Source organism: Pseudomonas boreofloridensis, assembly GCF_030580795.1.
Lineage (GTDB): Bacteria > Pseudomonadota > Gammaproteobacteria > Pseudomonadales > Pseudomonadaceae > Aquipseudomonas > Aquipseudomonas boreofloridensis.
The window spans coordinates 207,765-229,003 of record NZ_JAUQOQ010000001.1 but is presented as its reverse complement, the minus strand read 5'-3'; the positions used below and the strand labels follow the sequence as shown (position 1 = coordinate 229,003).

The window sequence follows — 21,239 nt, the reverse complement described above, 5'->3', positions numbered from 1 at the left end:
GCGGGCACGGTCGGTTACAAGGTGCGCCAGTCGGCGCTGGCTTCGAAGGCGGCGGCGGCCTGGTACAGCAGGCCCTCGGCATGGTGGCGGGCGACCAGCATCAAGCCTACCGGCAGGCCATCGACCAGACCGCAGGGGATCGACATCGCCGGGTGGCCGGTGATGTCCTGGGCGCTGGTGTTGCCGATCATCTCCAAGGCGCGGGCTACGTATTCGCTGATCGAGCAGTCTTTGGGTGGGTGTGGCTGGGCCAGGATCGGTACGGTCGGCATCACCAGCAGGTCGCAGTGCTGCAGCGCCTGGTCGTAGGCGGCGCGGGCCAGGCGCGCGATGTTCTGCGCCTTAGCGTAGTAGCGCCCGTGGTAGCGCTCCAGACCATATTGGCCGACGAACATGCACAGCTTCAGCGAAGGCGACAGCCGGTCGGCCTGGGTGCGCCAGCCGACCTGCTTGTCCAGCAGGGCCACGTCGTACAGGCCTTTCCAGTTGAAGCCGGCGCCGTTGCCGTGCATCAGTTGGCTGGTCAGGCCTTCGCAGCCGATGGGATGCCACAAGGCACCGGCCAGCCGATGTTCGGCCACCGACACCGGCGCTACCTGAGCCCCCAGTGAGGCGAGGCGTTCGATGGCCGCGTTGACCTTGTCGGCCACGCGTGGATCGAGGTTGGCCAGCTCGAAGCCCTCGCGCAGCACACCGATGCGCAGACCCTTGGCGCCGCGGTCCAGGTACTGGGTGTAGTGATCGACCTGCGGCGCGGCCTGGCGCGGGTCGAGGCCGTCGGCCCCGGCCAGCACTTCGAGCATCAGCGCGTTGTCGCGCACGTTGGCGGTGATGGGGCCGGCGTGATCGAGGGTCGCTTCGATGGCCATGATCCCGGTGTAGGGCACCAAACCATGGGTCGGCTTCATGCCGTAGGTGCCACAGAAGGCCGAGGGAATACGGATCGAGCCACCTTGGTCGCCGCCCACGGCCATGTCCACCTGGCCGGCGGCGACCAGCGCGGCGCTGCCCGACGACGAGCCGCCGGCGGCATAGCCGTGGCGGTGCGGGTTGTGCACCGGTGCCGGCTCGGAGGTATGGCTGCCGCCGGAGAGGCAGTAGTGCTCGCAGGTGGCCTTGCCCAGTACGGTCGCGCCGGCCTCCAGCAGGCGCGTCACCACCGTGGCGTCGAAGCCGGGCACGAAGCCTTCCAAGGGCGTGGCGCCATTCATCATCGGCACGCCAGCCAGGGCGATGTTGTCTTTGAGGGCGACGCTGCGCCCGGCCAGCTTGCCGTCCACCGCGCCGCTCACTTCGCAGCGGTAGTACCAAGCGTTGAGCGGGTTGTCGCTCGAGGCTGGGCGATGGCTGGGGCGCGGTGAGGCGGGTGCTACCGGGGTGTAGTCGGGCAGTTCGTCGATCAGGTCGTAGGCCTGGAAACTGCCCTGCATCAAGGCCAGGTATTCGCTGGCCTGTTCGGGTGTCAAGTGCATGTGCAGGCGCTGGGCGAGCGCCTGCAATTGTTCGGCGGTGGGGCGGTCGATGGCCATGGTGCGGTCCTTGGGGTCAGGTCGATGAGGGCGGGCGTGGCGGCCGCCGATCAGAAAATATGCGCATAGCGCAGATTCACGCGCAGGTCTTCCTTGGGTCCGTTTTCCACCGCCAGGTCGCGACCCAGTTGCACCTGCACCTGGTCCTTGGGGGTGACGAAACGGGTGGCGGTCAGGCGCAGGTTGGTGGTGCCGAGCCGGTTGTCCTGGTTCAACTGCTCGATTTCGGTCTCGCCGCCCCAGGTGTGGCCCACGCCGATGGCGAAGGTGGTGGCGGTATCCGGCATGTAGCGGGCCATGATCTGCGCTGCGTAGGACACGTCCTGCTCCAGACGCTGGCTGGCTGGGCCGTAGTCGTCGTTGTCGCCGTACCAGGTGGCGCCACCGACCAGGTCCAAGGCCCAGTGCTCGTCGAAATGCTTGACGTAGGCGCCTTGCAGTTCGAACTTCCAGCGGTTCTCGCCGATGTTCAGCGGATCGTCGCGGTCGTAATTGCCCGTCGGCACGAACAGGTAGGGGGTCAGGCTCAAGGTGTCGCGGGCGTCGTTCAGGCGCAGCTTGACCGGTGCCGCCAGGATCAGGTCGCCGATGCCGTCGGCGCTGCCCAGGGGGGAGGCGTCGCCATGCCCGGAAACGTGACCGAAGGGCAGCAGGAACTGCGGGTCGAGGGTCACCGTGTCGCTCAGGGCGATCACGTGCAGCAGACGCAGGATGCCGATGTCCGAGCGCAGCTTGAAATCGGAACTGACCTTGTGGTCCTGGGCATATAGCGCGTTGGTGCTCGAATGCTGGTAGTAGATCGCGCCGATGGTGGCGCCGACCGGGTACTGTTCATAGTCGCCGGGCGCCACTTCCACGGCATTCGCTGCAACCCCTGGCAGCAGCAGGCCCAGGCCGAGCAGGCGCAGGGTGGAGTTGGCCGCGTTCATGAGGCGTTCGCCTGTGCCGGGCACGCCTGGGGCGCGGGCTTGGCATCGCGCAGCATGCCGGTCTGGGCATGGCAGTTGATGTACTCGAACAGTTGCTGACGACCATCGCTGACCGACACTTCGTGGTACAGGCGCAGCTTCTGCAGGCCGGCGGCCACGCGGAAGAAGGTGACGAAGATGCGCAGGTGGGTGGGGTGCGATTCGGCCCAGCGTTCGAGCTTTTCCACCGAGCGCCAGTGGCCGATGTTGTAGCTGGTGTCGAGCAGGTTGCCCTGCAGGTCGATGTTGCGCACGAAGCGGTTGCTGTAGCAGCCCAGCGGCGCGCCGTTGTCGCGCAGGAAGTCCATGCCGGCTTCCAGGGTGGGGAGGATTTCGTCCAGGTACAGCGAGCGCTCCTCGGGGCCGGCCTCGGCCCAGTCTTGCCCGGAGCGGATCAGCGCGATGTTGTCGTGGCCGCCGACGATCACCCGACCGCCCTTGGCCGGGTCGCCGCTGAGGATGCGCAGCTCGTCATCGGGCTCCATCCAGTCGGTCTGCGAGGCCGGGAAGCGGTCGCGCATCGAGCCCCAGTAGCCATGCTCCTCGATCTCGCCGCTGGTGCTGTCCATCACCGCGCCGACACCGGGCAGGTCTTCGCGGAAGGCGTACAGGGTTTCGAACTGCTCGGCGCGCGGCGCCACCACCTCGCGGAAGTAGCCCAGGCCCTCGTGCAGGCGTGCCTCGGCCGACCACCAGCCATCCACCTCGCTGCTGCGCAGCCAGCGGCAGTACGCGGCGGGGTCCTTCCAGTAGCCGACCACGATCAGATTGTCGTAGCCGCTGTTGTCGGTGTGGTGGGTCAGGTCGTGGTTGAGCGGGCCATCGGTCAGGGCGAAGCTGGCGACGATGTGCTGCAGGGCAGCCAGCGCCGCGGCTTTTTGTGCTTCGCCCTGGTATTGCACGCCCAGGTAAGCCATCACCACCTGGCGCAGCTCTTCGCCGGCGCGCGCCACCCACATCGGGAAGGGCGGCTGGTAGTGGTCGGGGACCCGACGCGAAAGCGTCCTGGGACATTTCAGATGCTTGTCGATTGCGGATTCCATGGGGCGGCTCCTTATTCTTCTTGGTTGTCATCAGGCGCTGTGCACGCAGCCTTGGCGGCGCCGGGATGCGCCCGGCGTCGGCTAAACGTTAGGCAGCGCCTGGGCGCGCCGCTTGGTCGGTCGGGACAACCTGTTGGTTGGGAAGGACAGCGTCCGGGCGCTGTACCCGCATGGGGCTGGAACTGGCGGCAAGCACCAGAAGGGTGCGGCTTTCAGCGTTGGGCGATGGACTGTGCGGCCTTGCGGCGCTGGCGTGAAACTTGCTGCCCCTGTACTCGCGTCACTCCACTCCACACGCTGCACCGCGCCGTTCGAGGTCCAAGCCATGCCTGATTCGAATCGCTACTCGACCCTTGCCGTGGAGGCGCCGCGCCGTTTCGACTACTGGCGCGACGTGGTCTGCCAGCACTGCCTGAAGGCGGACAGCGAACCGGCGTCGCAGAGCGATTTCCAGGGCACGCTGGGGGTCAAGGGCATCGGTCCGCTGGAGCTGTATACCTTGTCGGCGCCGCTGCATCATTGGGCCCGCGAGCAGGACCACGTCCGCAGCGATCCAAACGACGATCTATGGCTGGGGTTCACCCGCCAAGGCTATGGACAGTTCGAGCAAGGCGGGCGTCAGGCTCGGCTGGCGGCGGACGATTTGTTTCTTTACGACGCAGACCAGCGTTTCCGTTTCAGTCTGGGTGGTACCGAAAATCACCTGCTGCGCATTCCCCGGCACTGGCTGGCGTCGCGGGTGCCCGGCATCGAGCAACGCACCGCCACGGTGCTGGACGCGCACCGGCCGGGCGTGTTGCCGCTGCGCGCCATGCTTCAGCAAGCCGCCAGCCACGGCACCTTGGGCGAGGGCGCGCTGAGCGCGCGCTATGCTGAAACGCTGCTGGACCTGCTGGTGCTGAGCCTGGAATGGCAGGACCTGACCATCACCCATGCCGAGCTGGATCTGCACGGGCGGGTAATGCACTACATCCGTCAACACCTGGGCGACCCCGAACTGAGCCTAGAGCGCATCGCCCAGGCGCACCACGTCTCCACACGCACGGTGACCCGCGCCTTTGCCCGCCACCAGAAGACCCCAGCCGCGGCCATTTGGAAGGAGCGCCTGGAAGGCAGCCGTCGAGCGCTCGAGCGGGGCGAGGCCAAGAGCATCTCGCAAGCGGCGCTGGACTATGGCTTCAGCGATTTCTCACATTACAGCCATGCGTTTCGCAAAGCCTTCGGTGTCGCACCCTGCACGCTGCTCAAGCGTGAGTGACGCGTGCGCGCTCAGGACGAGGCCGTGTAGCTCAAGGCGTGCACCTGCTGCACCAGAGCTTCCAGGGAAAACGGTTTGCTCAGTACCGGACACTGGCTGCGCAGCGGGGAACTCTCCAGCAACTCCGGGTGGGCATAGCCGGTCATGAACAGGATCGGCAATCCCGGCCGGTACTTGCGGCTTTCCAGCGCCATGCAATGACCGTCCATGCCGCCGGGCAGACCGATGTCGGTTACCAGCAGGTCGATGGGGATGTTCGATTGCAGCAACTGCAGACCCGCCTTGCTGTCGGCCGCTTCGATGACCACGTGGCCCAGGGCCGATAAGGTTTCGGTCACGAAGGCACGCACCGAGGCCTCGTCGTCGACCACCAGGATGTTCTTGCTGGCTTCACGGTCGGGCAGCGCCAGCGACGGCAAGGGTTCGCCCGCGGCCAGCGGCTGGGTGTCGTGTACCGGCAGCAGCAGGCAGGCGCGGGTGCCCTGGCCAGGTTCGGATTCCAGGCTGATCTGTCCGCCGGACTGCTTGGCGAAGCCATAGATCATCGACAATCCCAACCCCGAACCCTGGCCGACCGGCTTGGTGGTGAAGAAGGGGTCGAAGGCTTTGGCCAGGGTCGCAGCGTCCATGCCGATGCCGTCGTCTTCCACCACGATGGACAGATAATTGCCGGCAGGCAGACTGTCGCCGCCGTCCTGCGCGCCGAGCAGGGTGCGTGCGGCGGTGCGGATGCTGAGGTTGCCGCTGCCCGGCAGGGCGTCGCGGGCGTTGATGCACAGGTTGAGCAGGGCGTTTTCGAACTGCACCGGGTCGACCAGGCAGGTCTTCAGGGTGGGGCTGAGGTCGACGGTGACGTTGACCGTGGGGCCGACGGTACGCTGGATCAGTTCTTCGATACCGCCGATCAGCGCGTTCATGTCGGTGGGCACCGGCAGCAGCGTCTGCTTGCGGGAAAACGCCAGCAAGCGGTGGGTGAGGGCCGCCGCGCGCTGGGCAGCGGTATGGGCCACCGATACGTAGCGCTCCAGGTCTGCGGTACGGCCCTGGTTCAGGCGCAGGCGGATCAGGTCGAGGCTGCCGGTGATGCCAGCCAACAGGTTGTTGAAGTCGTGGGCGATGCCCACGGTCAGTTGGCCCACGGCCTCCATTTTCTGCGCCTGACTCAGCGCCGCCTGAACCGCTTCGCTCTGCGCCACCGCTTCGCTGATACGCGCCTCGAGGGTGCGGTTGAGCTCACGTAGCGCCTGCTCGGCGGCCTGTTTGGCGGTGACGTCGATGGACGAGCCGATCAGCCCGATCACCTTGCCGTGGTCGTCGAACAGCGGCGCCTTGTGCGACAGCCAGATGGTCACGGTACCGTCTGCCAGGTCGACCCGTTCTTCCACTTGCTGCGCCTTGCCTTCGCGCATGATGCGCTGGTCGGTGGCCATCACCTGGCGTGCCTGCGCCTTGTCTTCGAGGAACTCCAGGTCGGTCTTGCCCAGGTAGAACTCCGGCGGCTTGCCAATCAGGTCGGTGGTGCCTTGGTTGGCCACCAGCATGCGACCTTGCAGATCCTTGGCGTACACCACACCAGGCACGGCAGCGGCGAAGGTGCGCAGCAGCGCGGACATGCGGTCGCGCTCGGCCTCGGCGGCGCGGCGACCCTCGATGTCGATCAATACGCCGGGAAAGCGTATCGGCGTGCCGTCCGCGTCCAGTTCGACATGGCCGCTGGCTTCGATCCAGCGGTACTGGCCGTCGTCGCGGCGGGTACGGTACTCGCAGCGAAAGGCGCCGCCACGCTGTAGGGTGCGCTGGATCTCCTCGGCCACCCGGTCGAGGTCGTCGGGATGGATGGAGCCAAAGGCTTCTTCGATGGGAATCCCGGCCCTGCAGCGCTCGGCGGGCAGGCCGAAGGAGCGGGAGAACTCAAGGTCGGCGGTGACACTGTTGTTGGCAATGTCCCATACCCAGGTGCCTGAGACCGCACCGGAATCCAAAGCCAATTGCAGGCGTTCGAGCACGCTGGCAGGTTCGTCGCTGGTACTGGGCGACGGAGGGACGTTGGAATCCATGTGGAGCCTCGAGAGTGCTGCGGGTGGGACGGTGGTGCCGTGGGCACTACGGATACTGACACAGACCGCAGCGGGGCGTATTCGATCCGTGGGGGTGTGGCTTTAAGCCATCTTTTTCGGCAGGGTCGTGGAGGATCTTTCTGGTACGGCAGTGTGCAGGCGGCGCATCACGGTTGATCAGGCAAGGTGTCATCCAACCGGATTTCCATAACGATGGTTCGTTCTGCGCCGTGCATGACTTCACGAAGCCTCTGGTAGCCCAACCGAGCGTAGAAACCCTCTGCGGTGATGGACGATGGAACCTGCAGGCGACTGATCCCGTTTTGCACTGCGGTGTTATGAACATGCGTCATCAGCCGATGGCCGACGCCACACCCTTGTACGTGCGGCGCTACGAACACCGTCCTGACTACCGATCCATCAAGGCTGGCCGTACCCACGAGTTGCCCATCATCTTGCGCCACGAAGACCCTGCGCGCGACGATCAGCTTCTTGATCGCCGACGCGGAAAAATGCTGCTCTACGTTGCCGATGACCTCAGGTGGGTAGTCCTGCGAATTGCTGATACGCAGTGCCGCAACTACGACGCTGCTGATGGCCTGCGCATCATCCTGGGTGGCGTCACGTATCCGATAGGTCATGCGGCCCCCTGCACTCGCCATTCACCTTCCTCGATCACTGGCCTCATCGCACGGGCGCCTGCAAAAACGCGGCCTCCAGCAGTTGCCGGGTATACGGATGCTGCGGTGCGTTGAAGATCCCTTGCGCATCGCCCTGTTCCACCACTTGCCCTTGCTTGATCACCATCAACTGGTGGCTCAGCGCCTTGACCACCGCCAAGTCATGGCTGATGAACAGGTAGGTGAGGTTGTACTTCACCTGGAGGGTGCGCAGCAGCTCCACGACCTGACGCTGCACGGTGCGGTCCAGCGCCGAGGTGGGTTCGTCCAGCAGGATCAGCGCCGGCTTGAGCACCAGCGCCCGGGCGATGGCGATGCGTTGGCGCTGGCCGCCGGAGAACTCATGGGGGTAGCGATGCCGGGTCTGCGGGTCCAGGCCCACCTCCTGCAAGGCGGCGATGATCGCCGCTTCCTGCTCGGCCGGCGTGCCGATCTTGTGGATGCGCAGGCCCTCGCCGACGATGTCGGCCACGCACATCCGCGGGCTGAGGCTGCCGAAGGGGTCCTGGAACACCACCTGCATTTCCCGGCGCAACGGTCGCACCTGCTGCTGGTTCATGCTGTCCAGCGACTGACCGTGAAAGCGGATACCGCCCTGGCTGGCGATCAGGCGCAGAATCGCCAGGCCCAGGGTGGACTTGCCCGAGCCGCTCTCGCCGACGATGCCCAGCGTCTGGCCCTGCGGCAGGCTGAAGTTCACGCCGTTGACGGCCTTCACATGGTCGACGGTGCGGCGCAACAGCCCCTTCTTGATCGGGAACCAGACCTTCAGATCATCCACCTGCAGCAGCGGCGTGCCCACCGGCGTGATGGCCGGAGCGCCGCTGGGTTCGGCATTGATCAGCATCTGCGTGTAGGGGTGCTGGGGCTGCTCGAACAACGTGGCGCAGTCGGTCTGTTCGACGATCTTGCCGCTTTGCATCACGCACACGCGATGGGCGATGCGGCGCACCAGGTTGAGGTCGTGACTGATCAGCAGCAACGCCATGCCCAGGCGTGCCTGCAGTTCCTTGAGCAGGTCGAGGATCTTCAACTGCACGGTCACGTCGAGCGCCGTGGTCGGCTCGTCGGCGATCAGCAGTTCCGGTTCGTTGGCCAGGGCCATGGCGATCATCACCCGCTGGCGCTGGCCGCCGGAGAGCTCGTGGGGCAGGGCTTTCAGGCGCTTGCGTGGCTCGGGAATGCCGACCAGCTCCAGCAGCTCGAGCGTGCGAGCGGTGGCCTGCTTGTCGGTCAGGCCCTTGTGCAGCAGGAGGATCTCGTTGATCTGCTTTTCGATGCAGTGCAGCGGGTTCAGCGAGGTCATCGGCTCTTGGAAGATCATCGCGATGCGATTGCCGCGAATGCGCTGCATGGGCTTTTCGCCCAGGTGCAGCAGGTCTTTGCCAGCGTACTGAATGGTGCCGCTGGGATGGCGCGCCAGTGGGTAGGGCAGCAGGCGCAGGATCGAGTGGGCGGTGACCGACTTGCCCGAGCCGCTCTCACCGACCAGGGCCAGGGTTTCGCCTTTGCGGATGTCGAAGCTGATGCCATCGACCACACGGTTGACCTGTTCGCCGTTGACGAACTCCACCGCCAGGTCGCGGACTTCGATCAGGGTGTCTTGGCTCATGTCATTTCCTCGGGTCGAAGGCGTCGCGGGCGGATTCGCCGATGAACACCAGCAGGCTCAGCATCACGGCCAGCACGGCGAAGGCGCTGATGCCCAGCCAGGGTGCCTGCAGGTTGGACTTGCCCTGAGCCACCAGTTCGCCTAGCGATGGCGAGCCGGCGGGCAGGCCGAAGCCGAGGAAGTCCAGCGCAGTGAGCGTGCCGATGGCGCCGGTGAGGATGAACGGCATGAAGGTCATGGTCGAGATCATGGCGTTGGGCAGGATGTGGCGGAACATGATCGGGCCGTTGCGCATGCCCAGGGCTCGTGCGGCGCGCACGTACTCCAGGTTGCGGCCGCGCAGGAACTCGGCACGCACCACGTCCACCAGGCTCATCCAGGAAAACAGCAGCATGATGCCCAGCAGCCACCAGAAGTTCGGTTGCACGAAGCTGGCGAGGATGATCAGCAGGTACAGCACCGGCAAGCCCGACCAGATTTCCAGGAAGCGTTGGCCCGCCAGGTCCACCCAGCCGCCGTAGAAGCCTTGCAGGGCGCCGGCGATCACGCCGACGATGGAACTGGCCAGGGTCAGGGTCAGGGCGAACAGCACCGACACGCGGAAGCCGTAGATGACCCGTGCCAGCACGTCGCGACCCTGGTCGTCGGTGCCCAGCAGGTTATCGGCCGACGGTGGCGCCGGTGCCGGCACTTTCAGGTCGTAGTTGATGCTCTGGTAGCTGAACGGGATGGGTGCCCAGAGCACGAAGCTGTCCTTCTTGCTCAGCAGTTCGCGCACGTACGGGCTCTTGTAGTTGGCTTCGAGCGGGAACTCGCCACCGAAGGTGGTTTCCGGGTAGCGCTTGAAGGCCGGGAAGTACCACTGGCCGTCGTAGTGCACGGCGATCGGTTTGTCGTTGGCGATCAGCTCGGCACCCAGGCTCAGGCCGAACAGGATCAGGAACAGCCACAGCGACCACCAGCCGCGACGGTTGGCCTTGAAGCGCTCGAAGCGCCGGCGATTGAGGGGAGAGAGGGCCATGTCAGTGCTCCCGGCTGGCGAAGTCGATGCGCGGATCGACCAAGGTGTAGGTGAGGTCGCCGATCAGTTTCACCACCAGCCCCAGCAGGGTGAAGATGAACAGGGTGCCGAACACCACCGGGTAGTCGCGATTGATCGCGGCCTCGAAGCTCATCAGGCCCAGACCGTCGAGGGAGAAGATCACCTCGATCAGCAGGGAACCTGTGAAGAAGATGCCGATGAACGCCGAGGGGAAACCGGCGATCACCAGCAACATGGCATTGCGGAACACGTGACCGTAGAGCACGCGGGTACGGCTCAGGCCCTTGGCCTTGGCGGTGACCACATACTGCTTGTTGATCTCGTCGAGGAAGCTGTTCTTGGTCAGCAGGGTCATGGTGGCGAAGTTGCCGATCACCAGCGCGGTGATCGGCAGCACCAGGTGCCAGAAGTAGTCCAGCACCTTGCCGGTGGCAGACAACTGCTCGAAGTTGTTCGAGGTCAGGCCCCTGAGCGGGAACCAGTCGAAGTAGCTGCCGCCGGCGAACAGTACGATCAGCAGGATGGCGAACAGAAACGCGGGGATGGCATAGCCGACGATGATCGCCGAGCTGGTCCAGACGTCGAAGTGGCTGCCGTGGCGCACCGCCTTGGCGATGCCCAGCGGGATCGACACCAGGTACATGATCAGCGTGCTCCACAGCCCCAGCGAAATCGACACCGGCATCTTCTCGGCGATCAGGTCGATGACCCGGGCATCGCGAAAGAAGCTGTCGCCGAAGTCGAGTTGGGCGTAGTTCTTGACCATGATCCACAGCCGTTCGGGCGCGGACTTGTCGAAGCCGTACATGCGCTCGATCTCGGCGACCAGCGCCGGGTCCAGGCCTTGCGCGCCGCGGTAGTTGGAACCGGCCACCGACACTTCGGCGCCGCCACCGGCGATGCGGCTGGTGGCGCCGTCGAAGCCTTCGAGCTTGGCGATCATCTGTTCGACCGGACCGCCGGGGGCCGCCTGGACGATGATGAAGTTGATGATGAGGATGCCGAACAGCGTCGGGACGATCAGCAGCAGGCGCCGCAGGATGTAGGCGAGCATGTCAGTTCGCCTCTGCGGCAGGGGTGGCGGGTGCTTCGCTCACCGCTGGCGTGACGTCGGGCTTGATCCACCAGGTGTCCAGGCCGATGTCGTACTTGGGCGACACCTTCGGATGGCCGAGGTGGTTCCAGTACGCCACGCGCCAGGTCTTGATGTGCCAGTTGGGGATCACGTAGTAGCCCCATAGCAGCACGCGGTCCAGCGCCCGGGTGTGGGCGATCAGGCTCTGGCGCGATTCGGCGTTGATCAGTTCCTCGACCAGTTGGTCGATGGCCGGATCGCGCAGGCCGATGAAGTTGCGGCTGCCTGGGTTGTCGGCGGCGGCGCTGGTCCAGAATTCGCGCTGCTCATTGCCCGGCGAGTTGGATTGGGGGAAGCCGCCGACGATCATGTCGAAGTCGCGCGAGCGCAGGCGGGTGACGTATTGCGAGACGTCTACACGGCGGATGCTCAGGTCGATGCCCAGGTCTGCCAGGTTGCGTTTGAACGGCAGTAGAACACGCTCGAATTCGGTCTGAGCCAGGAGAAACTCGATGGACACCGGCTTGCCCTGGGCATCGACCATCTTGTCGTTCTCGATCTTCCAGCCGGCTTCAGTCAGCAGTTGGTACGCCTTGCGCTGTTGTTCGCGAATCATGCCGCTGGCGTCGCTGACCGGGTTGTGGAAAGCCTGATCGAAGACCTGCTCGGGCACCTTGCCGCGCAGCGGTTCGAGAACCTTCAACTCATCGGCCGAGGGCAGGCCTTTGGCGGCCATTTCCGAGTTCTCGAAATAGCTGCCGGTGCGGGTGTAGGCACCATTGAACAACTGTTTGTTGGTCCATTCGAAATCCAGCAGCAGGCTCAGTGCCTGGCGCACGCGGATGTCCTGGAACACCGGCTTGCGCAGGTTGAAGATGAAGCCCTGCATGCCCACGGGGTTGCCGTTGGGCAGCTCTTCCTTGATCAGTCGACCGTCGCGCACGGCTGGGACGTTGTAGGCGGTGGCCCAGTTCTTGGCGCTGACTTCAAGGCCGTAGTCGAACTGGCCGGCCTTGAGCGCTTGCAGGGCCACGGCGGTGTCGCGATAGGCATCGAAGGTCATGGCGTCGAAGTTGAACTGACCGCGGTTGATCGGCAGGTCCTTGGCCCAGTAGTCCTTGACCCGCTCGTAACGGATCGAGCGTCCGGCCTTGACCTCGGCCACCTTGTACGGCCCGCTGCCCAGTGGAATTTCCAGGTTGCCGCGGGTGAAGTCGCGCTCGGCGTACCAGTGCTTGGGCAGCACCGGCAATTGCCCGAGGATCAGCGGCAACTCGCGGTTGTTGGTGTGCTTGAACCTGAACAGCACGCGCAGCGGGTCTTCGGCGATCACCTCGGCCACGTCGCTGTAGTACTGGCGGTACAGTGGCGCGCCTTGCTTGGTCAGCGCCTCGAAGCTGAACACCACGTCGTCGGCGCGCATGGGGTGGCCGTCGTGGAAGCGCGCCTGGGGCCGCAGATAGAAACGCACCCAACTGTTGTCCGGCGCTTTCTCGATGCGTTCGGCGACCAGACCATACTCGGTGAAGGGCTCATCGAGGCTGGCGCGCATCAGGGTGTCGTAGATGCTGCTGATGTTGTCTGCCGCTACGCCTTTGTTGATGAAGGGGTTGAGGCTGTCGAAACTCCCGAAGCTGGACTGGCGGAAGGTACCGCCCTTGGGCGCATCGGGATTGACGTAGTCGAAGTGCTTGAAGTCGGCGGAATACTTGGGCGGTTCGTCGTACAGGGTGAGGGCATGCTGCGGTGCGGCGGCTGCCGCGAGGCTCAGGCAGGCGAGCAGCAAGCCGCTGGCCAGGCGCAGGCGAGGCATTGGCATCATTTGGCTTTCTCCGAAGTCTTGAGCCACCAGCTGTTCAGCCCGAGGGTGTAGGGCGGCGTGGTGACGAAGGCGAACCGGTTGCGGTAGGCCAGGCGATGGTTGTCCAGATACCAGTTCGGGATCATGTAGTAGTGCCAGGACAGCACCCGGTCCAGAGCGCGGGCAGCGGCGACCTGGTCGTCGCGGGTGCGCGCGGCCATCAGCGTATCGAGCAGCAGGTCGACCACGGGATCGTCGATGCCGGCGTAGTTCTTGCTGCCCTTGACCGAGGCCTGGCTGGAGTGGAAGTACTGCCACTGTTCCAGACCTGGACTGAGCGTCTGGTTCAAGGTCATCAGAATCATGTCGAAGTCGAACTGGTCCAGCCGTTGTTTGTACTGGGCACGGTCCACGGTGCGCAGGCGCGCATCGATGCCGATGCTCGAGAGGTTTTCGACATAGGGCTGCAGGATGCGTTCCAGGTTGGGATTCACCAGCAGCAGCTCCAGGCGCATCTGACGGCCCTTGGCATCCACCAGGCGCTGGCCGTCGAGCTTCCAGCCCGCCTCAGCGAGCAGGCTTAGCGCCTTGCGCAAGGTCTGGCGGTCGATACCGCGGCCGTCGGTCTGGCTGACCTGGTAGGGCTCGGTGAACAGCTTGGCCGGTAGCTGATCGCGCAGGGGCGAAAGCAGCAGCCATTCTTTGCCGGTGGGCAGGCCTGTGGCCGCGAATTCGCTGTTGGGGTAGTAGCTGGTGGCACGTCGGTAGGCACTGCTGAACAGGGCACGGTTGGTCCATTCGAAATCGAGCATCAGCCCCAGGGCCTGGCGCACCTTGGGCTCGGCGAAGGCTTCGCGGCGGGTGTTCATGAACAGGCCTTGGGTCTGGGTCGGGATCCGGTGTGGAATTTGCGCCTGGATCACTTCGCCGCGACGGATGGCCGGGAAGTTGTAGCCGTTGGCCCAATTCTTGGCCTGGTGTTCGATGTAGATGTCGAATTCGCCGGCCTTGAATGCCTCGAAGGCGACGGTGGCGTCGCGGTAGAACTCGAATTCGACGCGGTCGAAATTGTACTTGCCACGGTTGACCGCCAAGTCCTTGCCCCAGTAGTCCTTGACCCGAGTGAACACCAGGCGCCTGCCGGGCTGCACTTCGCTGATCCGATACGGCCCGCTGCCCAGCGGCGGCTCGAACGTGGTGGCCTCGAAGTCGCGGCCTTGCCAGTAGTGCTTGGGCAGCACCGGCATTTCACCCAGGCGCAGGATCAGCAACGGATTGCCGGCACGCTTGAAGACGAAGCGGATCCGCAGCGGGCCGAGGATATCGACGCGCTGCACCTCCTGCAGGTTGGTGCGGTACAGCGGATGGCCCTGCTTGAGCAAAGTGCGGTACGAGAAGGCGACGTCGGCCGAAGTGATCGGGTGGCCGTCGTGGAAGCGTGCTTCAGGTCGCAGGTTGAACACCACCCAGCTGCGATCCTCGCTGTATTCGACCGAGCGGGCGATCAGTCCGTAGCTGGAGGTGGGCTCGTCGCCGGAAGGGTCGTACTGGCCAGTGCCGATCATCAGCGTCTCGTTAAGCTCGCTGACTCCGTACTGCTGGAAATTGGGCGTTGAGACCGGGCTGGTGCCCTTGAAGGTGTAGGGGTTGAGGGTATCGAAGGTGCCGAATGCCATGGCTCGCAAGGTGCCGCCCTTGGGCGCCTGCGGGTTGACCCAGTCGAAATGGGTGAAGCTGGCCGGATACTTGAGCGTGCCGAACTGCGCATAACCGTGGCTTTCGCTCACTGTCGCGACTGCGGGAAAGCTCAAGGCCAGGCTCAATGACAGGAGGAAAGTTCTTATCAAGTCTGGGATCCGGTCGAGGCGGCGTTGGGCTTGGTCCGGCGTACAGTAACAGCTTGTCTGCAATGGAAAAAGGGTAGGGCCCGGGGCGGCTGCGGCGGCTCATCGCCGCGCACTCACCCTGGGCTGGCGCGGTTCAGCGTCCGAGGTAGACGGTGAGGGTCTGGCCGGGCTTGAGCGCCTGGCCGGTACGCGGATTCCAGCGCTTGAGGTGCTTCATCTCGACGTTGAAACGCTTGGCTACAAGGTAGTAGGAGTCGCCCTTGCGCACCTTGTACTGGGTCGAGCGCTGCTGAGCTGCGGCTACGCGGCTGGCGGCAGCGTTGGGGGCGCTGGCGCCACGCAGGGCGAGCACCTGCCCAGCCTTGAGGCTGGTGCCGGACAGGCGGTTCCAGCGTTGGATGTCCTTGACCGACACGCGGTTGGCCTTGGCGATGGCGCCCAGGTTGTCGCCCCGCTTGACCCGGTAGCTGCTGGTGGCGGCGGGGGCCTTGGCCTCGGCCAGGGCGGCCTGGAACACCGCTTTGTTCGGTTGCAGGCTCAGGAGCTGTTCAGGCTTGAGGTTGGACAGGCTGCTGGTCAGCAACCGAGCCTTGGCGGTGGGCACCAGCAATTGCTGCGGACCATCGACGGTCATGCGTTTCTTGAAGGCGGGGTTGAGCTGGATCAACTCGTCTTCGTCGATGTTGGCAAAGGCGGCGACGCGGGTCAGGTCGAGGCGGTCGTTGATGACCACCGCTTCGAAATAGGGCTCGTTGGCGATGGGGCTGAGGTTCACGCCATAGGCCTGCGGGGTCAGCACCACCTGCGACAGTGCCAGCAGCTTGGGCACGTAGTCACGGGTTTCCTGGGGCAGCGGCAGGTTCCAGTAATCGGTGGGCAGGCCGAGCCGTTCGTTGCGTTCGATCGCCCGGCTGACCGTGCCTTCGCCGGCATTGTAGGCGGCCAGGGCGAGCAGCCAGTCGCCGTTGAACATGTCGTGCAGGCGCGTCAGGTAATCCAGCGCCGCGTTGGTCGAGGCGGTGATGTCGCGACGGCCATCGTAGAAGTTGGTCTGGCGCAGGTTGAAGTGACGGCCGGTCGAGGGGATGAACTGCCACAGGCCCACGGCATGGGCGCGCGAGTAGGCCATCGGGTTGTAGGCGCTCTCGATGGCCGGCAGCAGTGCCAGCTCCAGCGGCATGCCACGCTCTTCCAGACGCTCGACGATGTAATGCAGGTACAGGCTGCCGCGTTCGCCGGCCGTCTCCAGGAAGCTCGGGTTGCTGGCGAACCACAACCGCTGCTGTTCGATACGCGGGTTGACGTCGATGCTGTCCTGCAGCACGAAGCCCTGGCGCATACGCTCCCAGACATCGTCGGGGGCCTTCTGCTCGACCGGTTTGATCACCAGCGGGGCTGGCCTGTGCTTGAGCCGCGCCTGGTAGTTATGCGCGCGAACGCTGTCGGTTTCCTCCACCTGACGGGTGCTCTGACAGCCCACCAAGGTGGCGGCCAGGGCCAGGGCGCTGACTTGTGCCAGACGCGTCAGGGCGGCGGAATGAGCGGTGCGGCGGCTACGTGAAGACATCGGCGTACACATTTTTCCGGGCAAAAAATTTCGGCGATTCTAGAAACCGCACCCGGATGGGTCAACCTTGGATGTCTTTCTGCGACCTTAGGACGGGCGATCAGAAGCTGTCTTTCCAGGCCCTGAGCGCAGCGAAGACCGCTATCTGGCTATTGTTGGGGCTGCCTTTCCATTCGTCCGCTTTTTGTTTAACGGATGTTACAGCGGTGCGAAGAAAAGGATTGGTCAGGCGCTCCAGCGCAATGGACGAGGGCAGGGTGATGCGCTGCTGCGCACGCAACTGCGTGACCTCTTCGAAGCGTCGTTGGATATCGGCGTTGCTCGGCTCCACGGCCCTGGCGAAACGCAGGTTGCTCAAGGTGTATTCGTGGGCGCAGTACACCTCGGTGCTCTCTGGCAGGCTGGCCAGGCGTTGCAAGGCGGGCTGCATCTGCTCGGGCGTGCCCTCGAACATCCGTCCGCAGCCGGCGGCAAACAGCGTGTCGCCGCTGAACAGCAGCGGCGTTGGCGTGCGGTCACTGTAGAAGGCGATGTGGCCGAGGGTATGCCCCGGCACGGCGAGCACCTCGAACGTGATGCCGAGCACCGTCGCCGTGTCGCCGTCGTCCAGCGCCACATCGCGCCCAGGAATGGTTTCGTGGGCCGGGCCATGGACGCTGGCGCCGGTGACCTGCTTGAGTTGTTGCACGCCACCGACGTGGTCGTTGTGGTGGTGGGTAATGAGGATGTCGGTGAGCGTCCAGTCGCCATGCGCCTGCAGCCACGCCAGCACCGGTGCGGCGTCGCCGGGGTCGACCACCGCGCAGTGGCGTTTGGCAGTATCCTGTAACAACCAGATGTAGTTGTCGGAGAAAGCGCGAAGGGCTTCGATCTGTATCATTGTGCGGTTCCGAATCATCTGGCGTGGGAGATGAGGGCATCTTAGCCGCGATGGCGCGGCCGACGAAACCTTCGAGGGAGAATGCGATGACCGATCAAGCCTTTGCCCAGGCCGATCCCGAGTGGGTCGAACTGATCAGCCTGGCCCGCGACTGGTTCGCCGGGCCATTGGGTCAGCTGATGCTCAAGGAGGAGGAGAAACTGCTCGAGGACGAATTGGAGCGCTTCTTCGGCGGCTTTCTGGTGCACTACGGCCCCTGTGCCGATGCCCCCCCTCAGGCGTTGAAAGTGCAGCGCAATGTTCGCTTGGGCGCGCCACTGCCCGGTGTCGAGATCGTTTGCGAGGAGCAGGCCTGGCCGCTGTCCGAGCATGCCGCCGACGTGGTGGTGCTGCAGCATGGTCTGGATTTCAGCCTCTCGCCCCACGGTCTGCTGCGCCAGGCCGCCAGCGCGGTGCGTCCGGGCGGACATCTGCTGATCGTCGGCATCAATCCCTGGAGTGCCTGGGGCGCCCGCCATCTGCTCGGTCGCGGGGTACTGCGCAAGGCGCGCTGCATCTCGCCTTCGCGCCTGGGCGACTGGCTGAACCTGCTGGGCTTCGCGCTGGAGAAACGCCGCTTTGGGTGTTATCGTCCGCCGCTTTCCTCACCCACCTGGCAGCAGCGCCTGGCGGGTTGGGAGCGGACGGCCGGGCGCTGGCAGGTGGCCGGCGGCGGCGTTTATCTGCTGGTGGCGCGCAAGGTGGTGGTGGGGTTGCGGCCCTTGCCGCTGGAGCGTCGCGAACCGATGGGCAAGCTGTTGCCGCTGCCGCTGGCCAAGGTCAATCGCCGTCACAGCGAGCCCTGAGCGGAGTGTCCGCGCTATTTAACCTGCAAGCGAACGAAGGCGGTACATGAGCGATAGCGTCGAGATCTACACCGATGGTGCCTGCAAGGGCAATCCCGGCCTGGGCGGCTGGGGCGCCCTGATCGTCTACAAGGGTGTCGAGAAGGAGCTGTGGGGCGGCGAGCGCGACACCACCAACAACCGCATGGAACTGATGGCCGCGATCTGCGCGCTGATGGCGCTCAAACGCGAGTGCGAGGTGGTCCTGACCACCGATTCGCAATACGTGATGAAAGGCATCACCGAGTGGATGCCCAATTGGAAGAAGCGCGGCTGGAAGACCGCCACCAAGGAACCGGTGAAGAATGCCGACCTGTGGAAGTTGCTCGACGAACAGGTCAATCGGCACAAGGTGACCTGGAAATGGGTCCGCGGCCATATCGGCCATCCGGGCAACGAACGCGCCGACCAGTTGGCCAACCGTGGCGTCGATGAGGTCCGTGCACAGCGCTGAACCACCCCACGGGCGGGCGTGCCCGCCCTTGACTGTCAAAGAAATGAACTCTCCAAGCCGCCTCGCTCTCCACTGAGAAATCCCATGAGGCGGCGTTCGATGCTCCCCTACAGCCAACAGGGCTCAGGCCCGATCACTTTGGTGTTGATGCATTTTCTAGGCGGCTCCCATCGCACCTGGGGTCCCACGCTGCCGTTCCTCGACCGTGAGCACGCCTGTGTGGCTCTCAACACGCCAGGCTTTGGCGATGCCCATGGAGTCAGCGGCTATTCGGTGGCCGAGATGGCCGATCAGGTAGATGCCAGCGTACGTGCGCTGGGCATCGAGCGCTGCGTTCTTGTCGGTCATTCGATGACCGGCAAGGTCGCGGTGGCCCTGGCCTCCCGCCGTCCCGACTATCTGCAAGGCTTGGTGCTGGTAGCGCCGTCACCGCCTGGTCCGCAGCCGATGAGCGAGGCCGATCGCGACCGCCAGCGACGCTATCAAGCCTCGCGGGTCGAAGCCGAACAGTTCGTCGATGAGTCCAGCTTTCACCGCTTGCCCGATGCCCTGCGTGAGGTAGCCATCGCCGACGCCCAATCGGTGAACCTCGACGCTTGGCGTGCCTGGGTCGACCACGGCAGTCGCGAGGACTGGAGCGATCGGATCGGCGAACTGCCGTATCCGACGTTGCTGGTCTGCGGCGCCGACGATGCGCAGGTGCCAGATGCCTCAGCGCAACAGCGCACCACGCTGGCCCATTTCCCAGACAGTACGTTGCTGACCTTGCCTGGCGCAGGTCATCTGATGCCGCTGCAGACACCCCGTGAATTGGCCGAACGCATGCTTGAATTCGTTCGCCGTATCGCTGTTGACAGTGCCCGAGGAGAGATGTGATGGATCTAGGTTTGACTAAGCGTGTAGCCCTGATCAGCGGCGCGGCAGGAGGCATTGGTCTGGCGACCGCGCGCCTGCTGGCCGAAGAGGGTGTGCGATTGGTGTTGACGGACAAGGACCAGGATCACCTGGAAAAAGAAACCGCAGGCATCGGCGGTGAGCCGCTGCTCATTGCTGCGGACATGACCGACCAAGCCGAGGTCGACGGCCTGATTCGTCAGGCCGAAGCGCACTTTGGCCAGGTGGACATCGTGGTGCACACCGCCGGTGTCACCGGTGCCAAGGGCGATCCGCTGGCGTTGTCCGACGAGGACTACGAGGAGGCCTGGTCCACAGACTTCTTCAGCGCCGTGCGCATCGCCCGCGCCGCCATCCCACCGATGCGTCAGCGCGGCTGGGGACGTCTGGTGTGCATCACGTCGGAAAACGCAGTGCAGCCTTACTGGGAAGAGGCGGTGTACAACGTCGCCAAAGCAGCCCTGGCCGCGTTCATCAAGAACCTCTCTTACAAGGAAGCGGCCCACGGGGTGCTGTGCAATACGGTCTCACCGGCGTTCATCGAAACCGGCATGACCGATGGCATGATGGAGCAGCGTGCGCAGGAGCGCGGCGAAAGCTTCGAGGAGGCGATCAAGAGCTTCCTCGACGAAGAGCGCCCCGGCATCGTTCAGAAGCGCCGTGGCAAACCCGAAGAGGTGGCAGCGGCCATCGCCTTGCTGGTGTCCGATCGCGCATCGTTCATCAACGGCAGCAACCTGCGCGTCGATGGCGGGTCCGTGCAGAGCGTACAGAACTGACGCCAGGGTGGTGGGAACAGGCGACCACGGGTGCCGAGCCCGTGGTCGCTTTGTTGTATACTCGCCGGCTTTCCCAGATGTCGCTTGGAGCCCCGCGTGGATCAGCAGAACACCCGCCTGATCGTCCTCGATACCGAAACCACCGGTATGCCGGTCAGCGAAGGCCATCGGATCATCGAGATCGGTTGCGTCGAGGTCATCGGCCGGCGCTTGACCGGCCGCAACTTCCACGTCTACCTGCAGCCTGACCGCGAAAGCGACGAGGGCGCCATTGGCGTGCACGGCATCACCGATACCTTCCTGCTCGACAAACCGCGTTTTGCCGATGTGGCCGAAGAATTCTTCGACTACATCAAGGGCGCGCAGTTGGTCATCCACAACGCAGCGTTCGACGTTGGTTTCATCAACAACGAATTCGCGCTGCTGGGCCAGGACGACCGTGCCGACATCGCTCAGCACTGCTCCATTCTCGACACTCTGATGATGGCGCGGGCCCGTCATCCGGGCCAGCGCAACAGCCTCGATGCCCTGTGCAAGCGCTATGGCATCGACAACTCCGGCCGCGACCTGCACGGCGCGCTGCTCGACTCGCAATTGCTGGCGGACGTCTATCTGGCGATGACCGGTGGCCAGACCAGCCTGTCGCTGGCTGGGCAGGGCGGTGAAGAGGACGATGGTCAAGGTCGCTCGGGGAGCGAGATCCGACGTATCGTCGGGCGCCAGACGGGTAGGGTGGTCATGGCCAGCGATGGAGAATTACAGGCCCATGCCGAGCGCTTGGCGGCCATTGCCAAGTCGGCCGGTGGGCCGGCCCTGTGGGAAACACTGAGCGAAGCCTGAACCTCAATCTGGCCAGGCTTGAGCACCGC

Annotated in this window: 18 protein-coding genes; 6 read left to right on the top strand and 12 right to left on the bottom strand. The window is 64.6% G+C overall.

Translation table 11 applies throughout. The annotated features are described in order from the left end of the window. Positions 1–14 precede the first annotated feature (14 nt). From Q6A47_RS00930 to oxdA, 3 genes are read right to left on the bottom strand one after another with little or no spacing between them, the layout of a single operon-like run. Positions 15–1,529 (bottom strand): amidase, encoded by a 1,515-nt coding sequence (locus Q6A47_RS00930; RefSeq protein ID WP_304482608.1) that lies wholly within the window; start codon positions 1,527–1,529, stop codon positions 15–17. A 50-nt stretch (positions 1,530–1,579) separates the two neighbouring features. Beyond that, positions 1,580–2,458, bottom strand: a complete 879-nt coding sequence (locus Q6A47_RS00925; protein WP_304482606.1) for a transporter — start codon at positions 2,456–2,458, stop codon at positions 1,580–1,582. Further along, complete coding sequence (gene oxdA / locus Q6A47_RS00920; protein WP_295483020.1) at positions 2,455–3,540, bottom strand: aliphatic aldoxime dehydratase; 1,086 nt, start codon at positions 3,538–3,540, stop codon at positions 2,455–2,457. Before oxdA ends, Q6A47_RS00925 begins: the two co-directional genes overlap by 4 nt. A 325-nt stretch (positions 3,541–3,865) precedes the next feature. On the opposite strand from oxdA, the gene Q6A47_RS00915 reads away from it, so the two are divergent. Beyond that, complete coding sequence (locus Q6A47_RS00915) at positions 3,866–4,798, top strand: AraC-like ligand-binding domain-containing protein (RefSeq protein WP_304482605.1); 933 nt, start codon at positions 3,866–3,868, stop codon at positions 4,796–4,798. 11 nt (positions 4,799–4,809) lie between these two features. On the opposite strand, the gene Q6A47_RS00910 is transcribed toward Q6A47_RS00915, so the two are convergent. From Q6A47_RS00910 to gloB, 9 genes are all read right to left on the bottom strand, one after another. Next, positions 4,810–6,855 (bottom strand): hybrid sensor histidine kinase/response regulator, encoded by a 2,046-nt coding sequence (locus tag Q6A47_RS00910; RefSeq protein ID WP_304482603.1) that lies wholly within the window; start codon positions 6,853–6,855, stop codon positions 4,810–4,812. Between the two features lie 167 nt (positions 6,856–7,022). Then, positions 7,023–7,496: a GNAT family N-acetyltransferase gene (locus Q6A47_RS00905; protein WP_304482602.1), complete on the bottom strand. Its 474-nt coding sequence runs from the start codon at positions 7,494–7,496 to the stop codon at positions 7,023–7,025. A gap of 43 nt (positions 7,497–7,539) precedes the next feature. Then, positions 7,540–9,147 (bottom strand): ABC transporter ATP-binding protein, encoded by a 1,608-nt coding sequence (locus Q6A47_RS00900; RefSeq protein ID WP_304482600.1) that lies wholly within the window; start codon positions 9,145–9,147, stop codon positions 7,540–7,542. 1 nt (position 9,148) lies between these two features. Then, positions 9,149–10,168, bottom strand: coding sequence for an ABC transporter permease (locus Q6A47_RS00895; protein WP_039578570.1), 1,020 nt, complete (start codon positions 10,166–10,168; stop codon positions 9,149–9,151). A gap of 1 nt (position 10,169) precedes the next feature. Then, entirely contained in the window at positions 10,170–11,243 is a 1,074-nt protein-coding gene (locus Q6A47_RS00890; RefSeq protein ID WP_039578567.1) for a microcin C ABC transporter permease YejB, read from the bottom strand. Position 11,244: 1 nt separating this feature from the next. Then, the gene (locus Q6A47_RS00885; protein ID WP_039578564.1) at positions 11,245–13,086 is read right to left on the bottom strand and encodes an extracellular solute-binding protein; all 1,842 of its coding nucleotides are present in this window, start codon (positions 13,084–13,086) and stop codon (positions 11,245–11,247) included. Next, a complete protein-coding gene (locus Q6A47_RS00880) occupies positions 13,083–14,912 on the bottom strand; it encodes an extracellular solute-binding protein (protein ID WP_052192088.1) in 1,830 nt (609 codons plus the stop codon). Before Q6A47_RS00880 ends, Q6A47_RS00885 begins: the two co-directional genes overlap by 4 nt. 133 nt (positions 14,913–15,045) lie before the next feature. Further along, positions 15,046–16,479: a lytic transglycosylase domain-containing protein gene (locus Q6A47_RS00875; protein WP_304482597.1), complete on the bottom strand. Its 1,434-nt coding sequence runs from the start codon at positions 16,477–16,479 to the stop codon at positions 15,046–15,048. Positions 16,480–16,579: 100 nt separating this feature from the next. Beyond that, the gene (gloB, locus tag Q6A47_RS00870) at positions 16,580–17,359 is read right to left on the bottom strand and encodes a hydroxyacylglutathione hydrolase (RefSeq protein WP_116888522.1); all 780 of its coding nucleotides are present in this window, start codon (positions 17,357–17,359) and stop codon (positions 16,580–16,582) included. Between the two features lie 86 nt (positions 17,360–17,445). Between gloB and Q6A47_RS00865 the strand changes: the two genes are divergently transcribed. The 5 genes from Q6A47_RS00865 (at position 17,446) to dnaQ (ending at position 21,210) form a co-directional block, all read left to right on the top strand. After that, positions 17,446–18,204 (top strand): methyltransferase domain-containing protein, encoded by a 759-nt coding sequence (locus Q6A47_RS00865; RefSeq protein ID WP_304482596.1) that lies wholly within the window; start codon positions 17,446–17,448, stop codon positions 18,202–18,204. A gap of 46 nt (positions 18,205–18,250) precedes the next feature. Then, positions 18,251–18,697, top strand: coding sequence for a ribonuclease HI (gene rnhA, locus Q6A47_RS00860; protein WP_295482993.1), 447 nt, complete (start codon positions 18,251–18,253; stop codon positions 18,695–18,697). A gap of 99 nt (positions 18,698–18,796) precedes the next feature. Continuing rightward, complete coding sequence (locus Q6A47_RS00855; RefSeq protein ID WP_029614164.1) at positions 18,797–19,573, top strand: alpha/beta fold hydrolase; 777 nt, start codon at positions 18,797–18,799, stop codon at positions 19,571–19,573. An 11-nt stretch (positions 19,574–19,584) separates the two neighbouring features. Next, on the top strand, positions 19,585–20,370 hold the full coding sequence (locus Q6A47_RS00850; RefSeq protein WP_240326850.1) for an SDR family NAD(P)-dependent oxidoreductase: 786 nt from the start codon (positions 19,585–19,587) through the stop codon (positions 20,368–20,370). A 96-nt stretch (positions 20,371–20,466) separates the two neighbouring features. Further along, a complete protein-coding gene (gene dnaQ, locus Q6A47_RS00845) occupies positions 20,467–21,210 on the top strand; it encodes a DNA polymerase III subunit epsilon (protein ID WP_304482593.1) in 744 nt (247 codons plus the stop codon). The last annotated feature ends 29 nt before the right edge of the window (positions 21,211–21,239 follow it).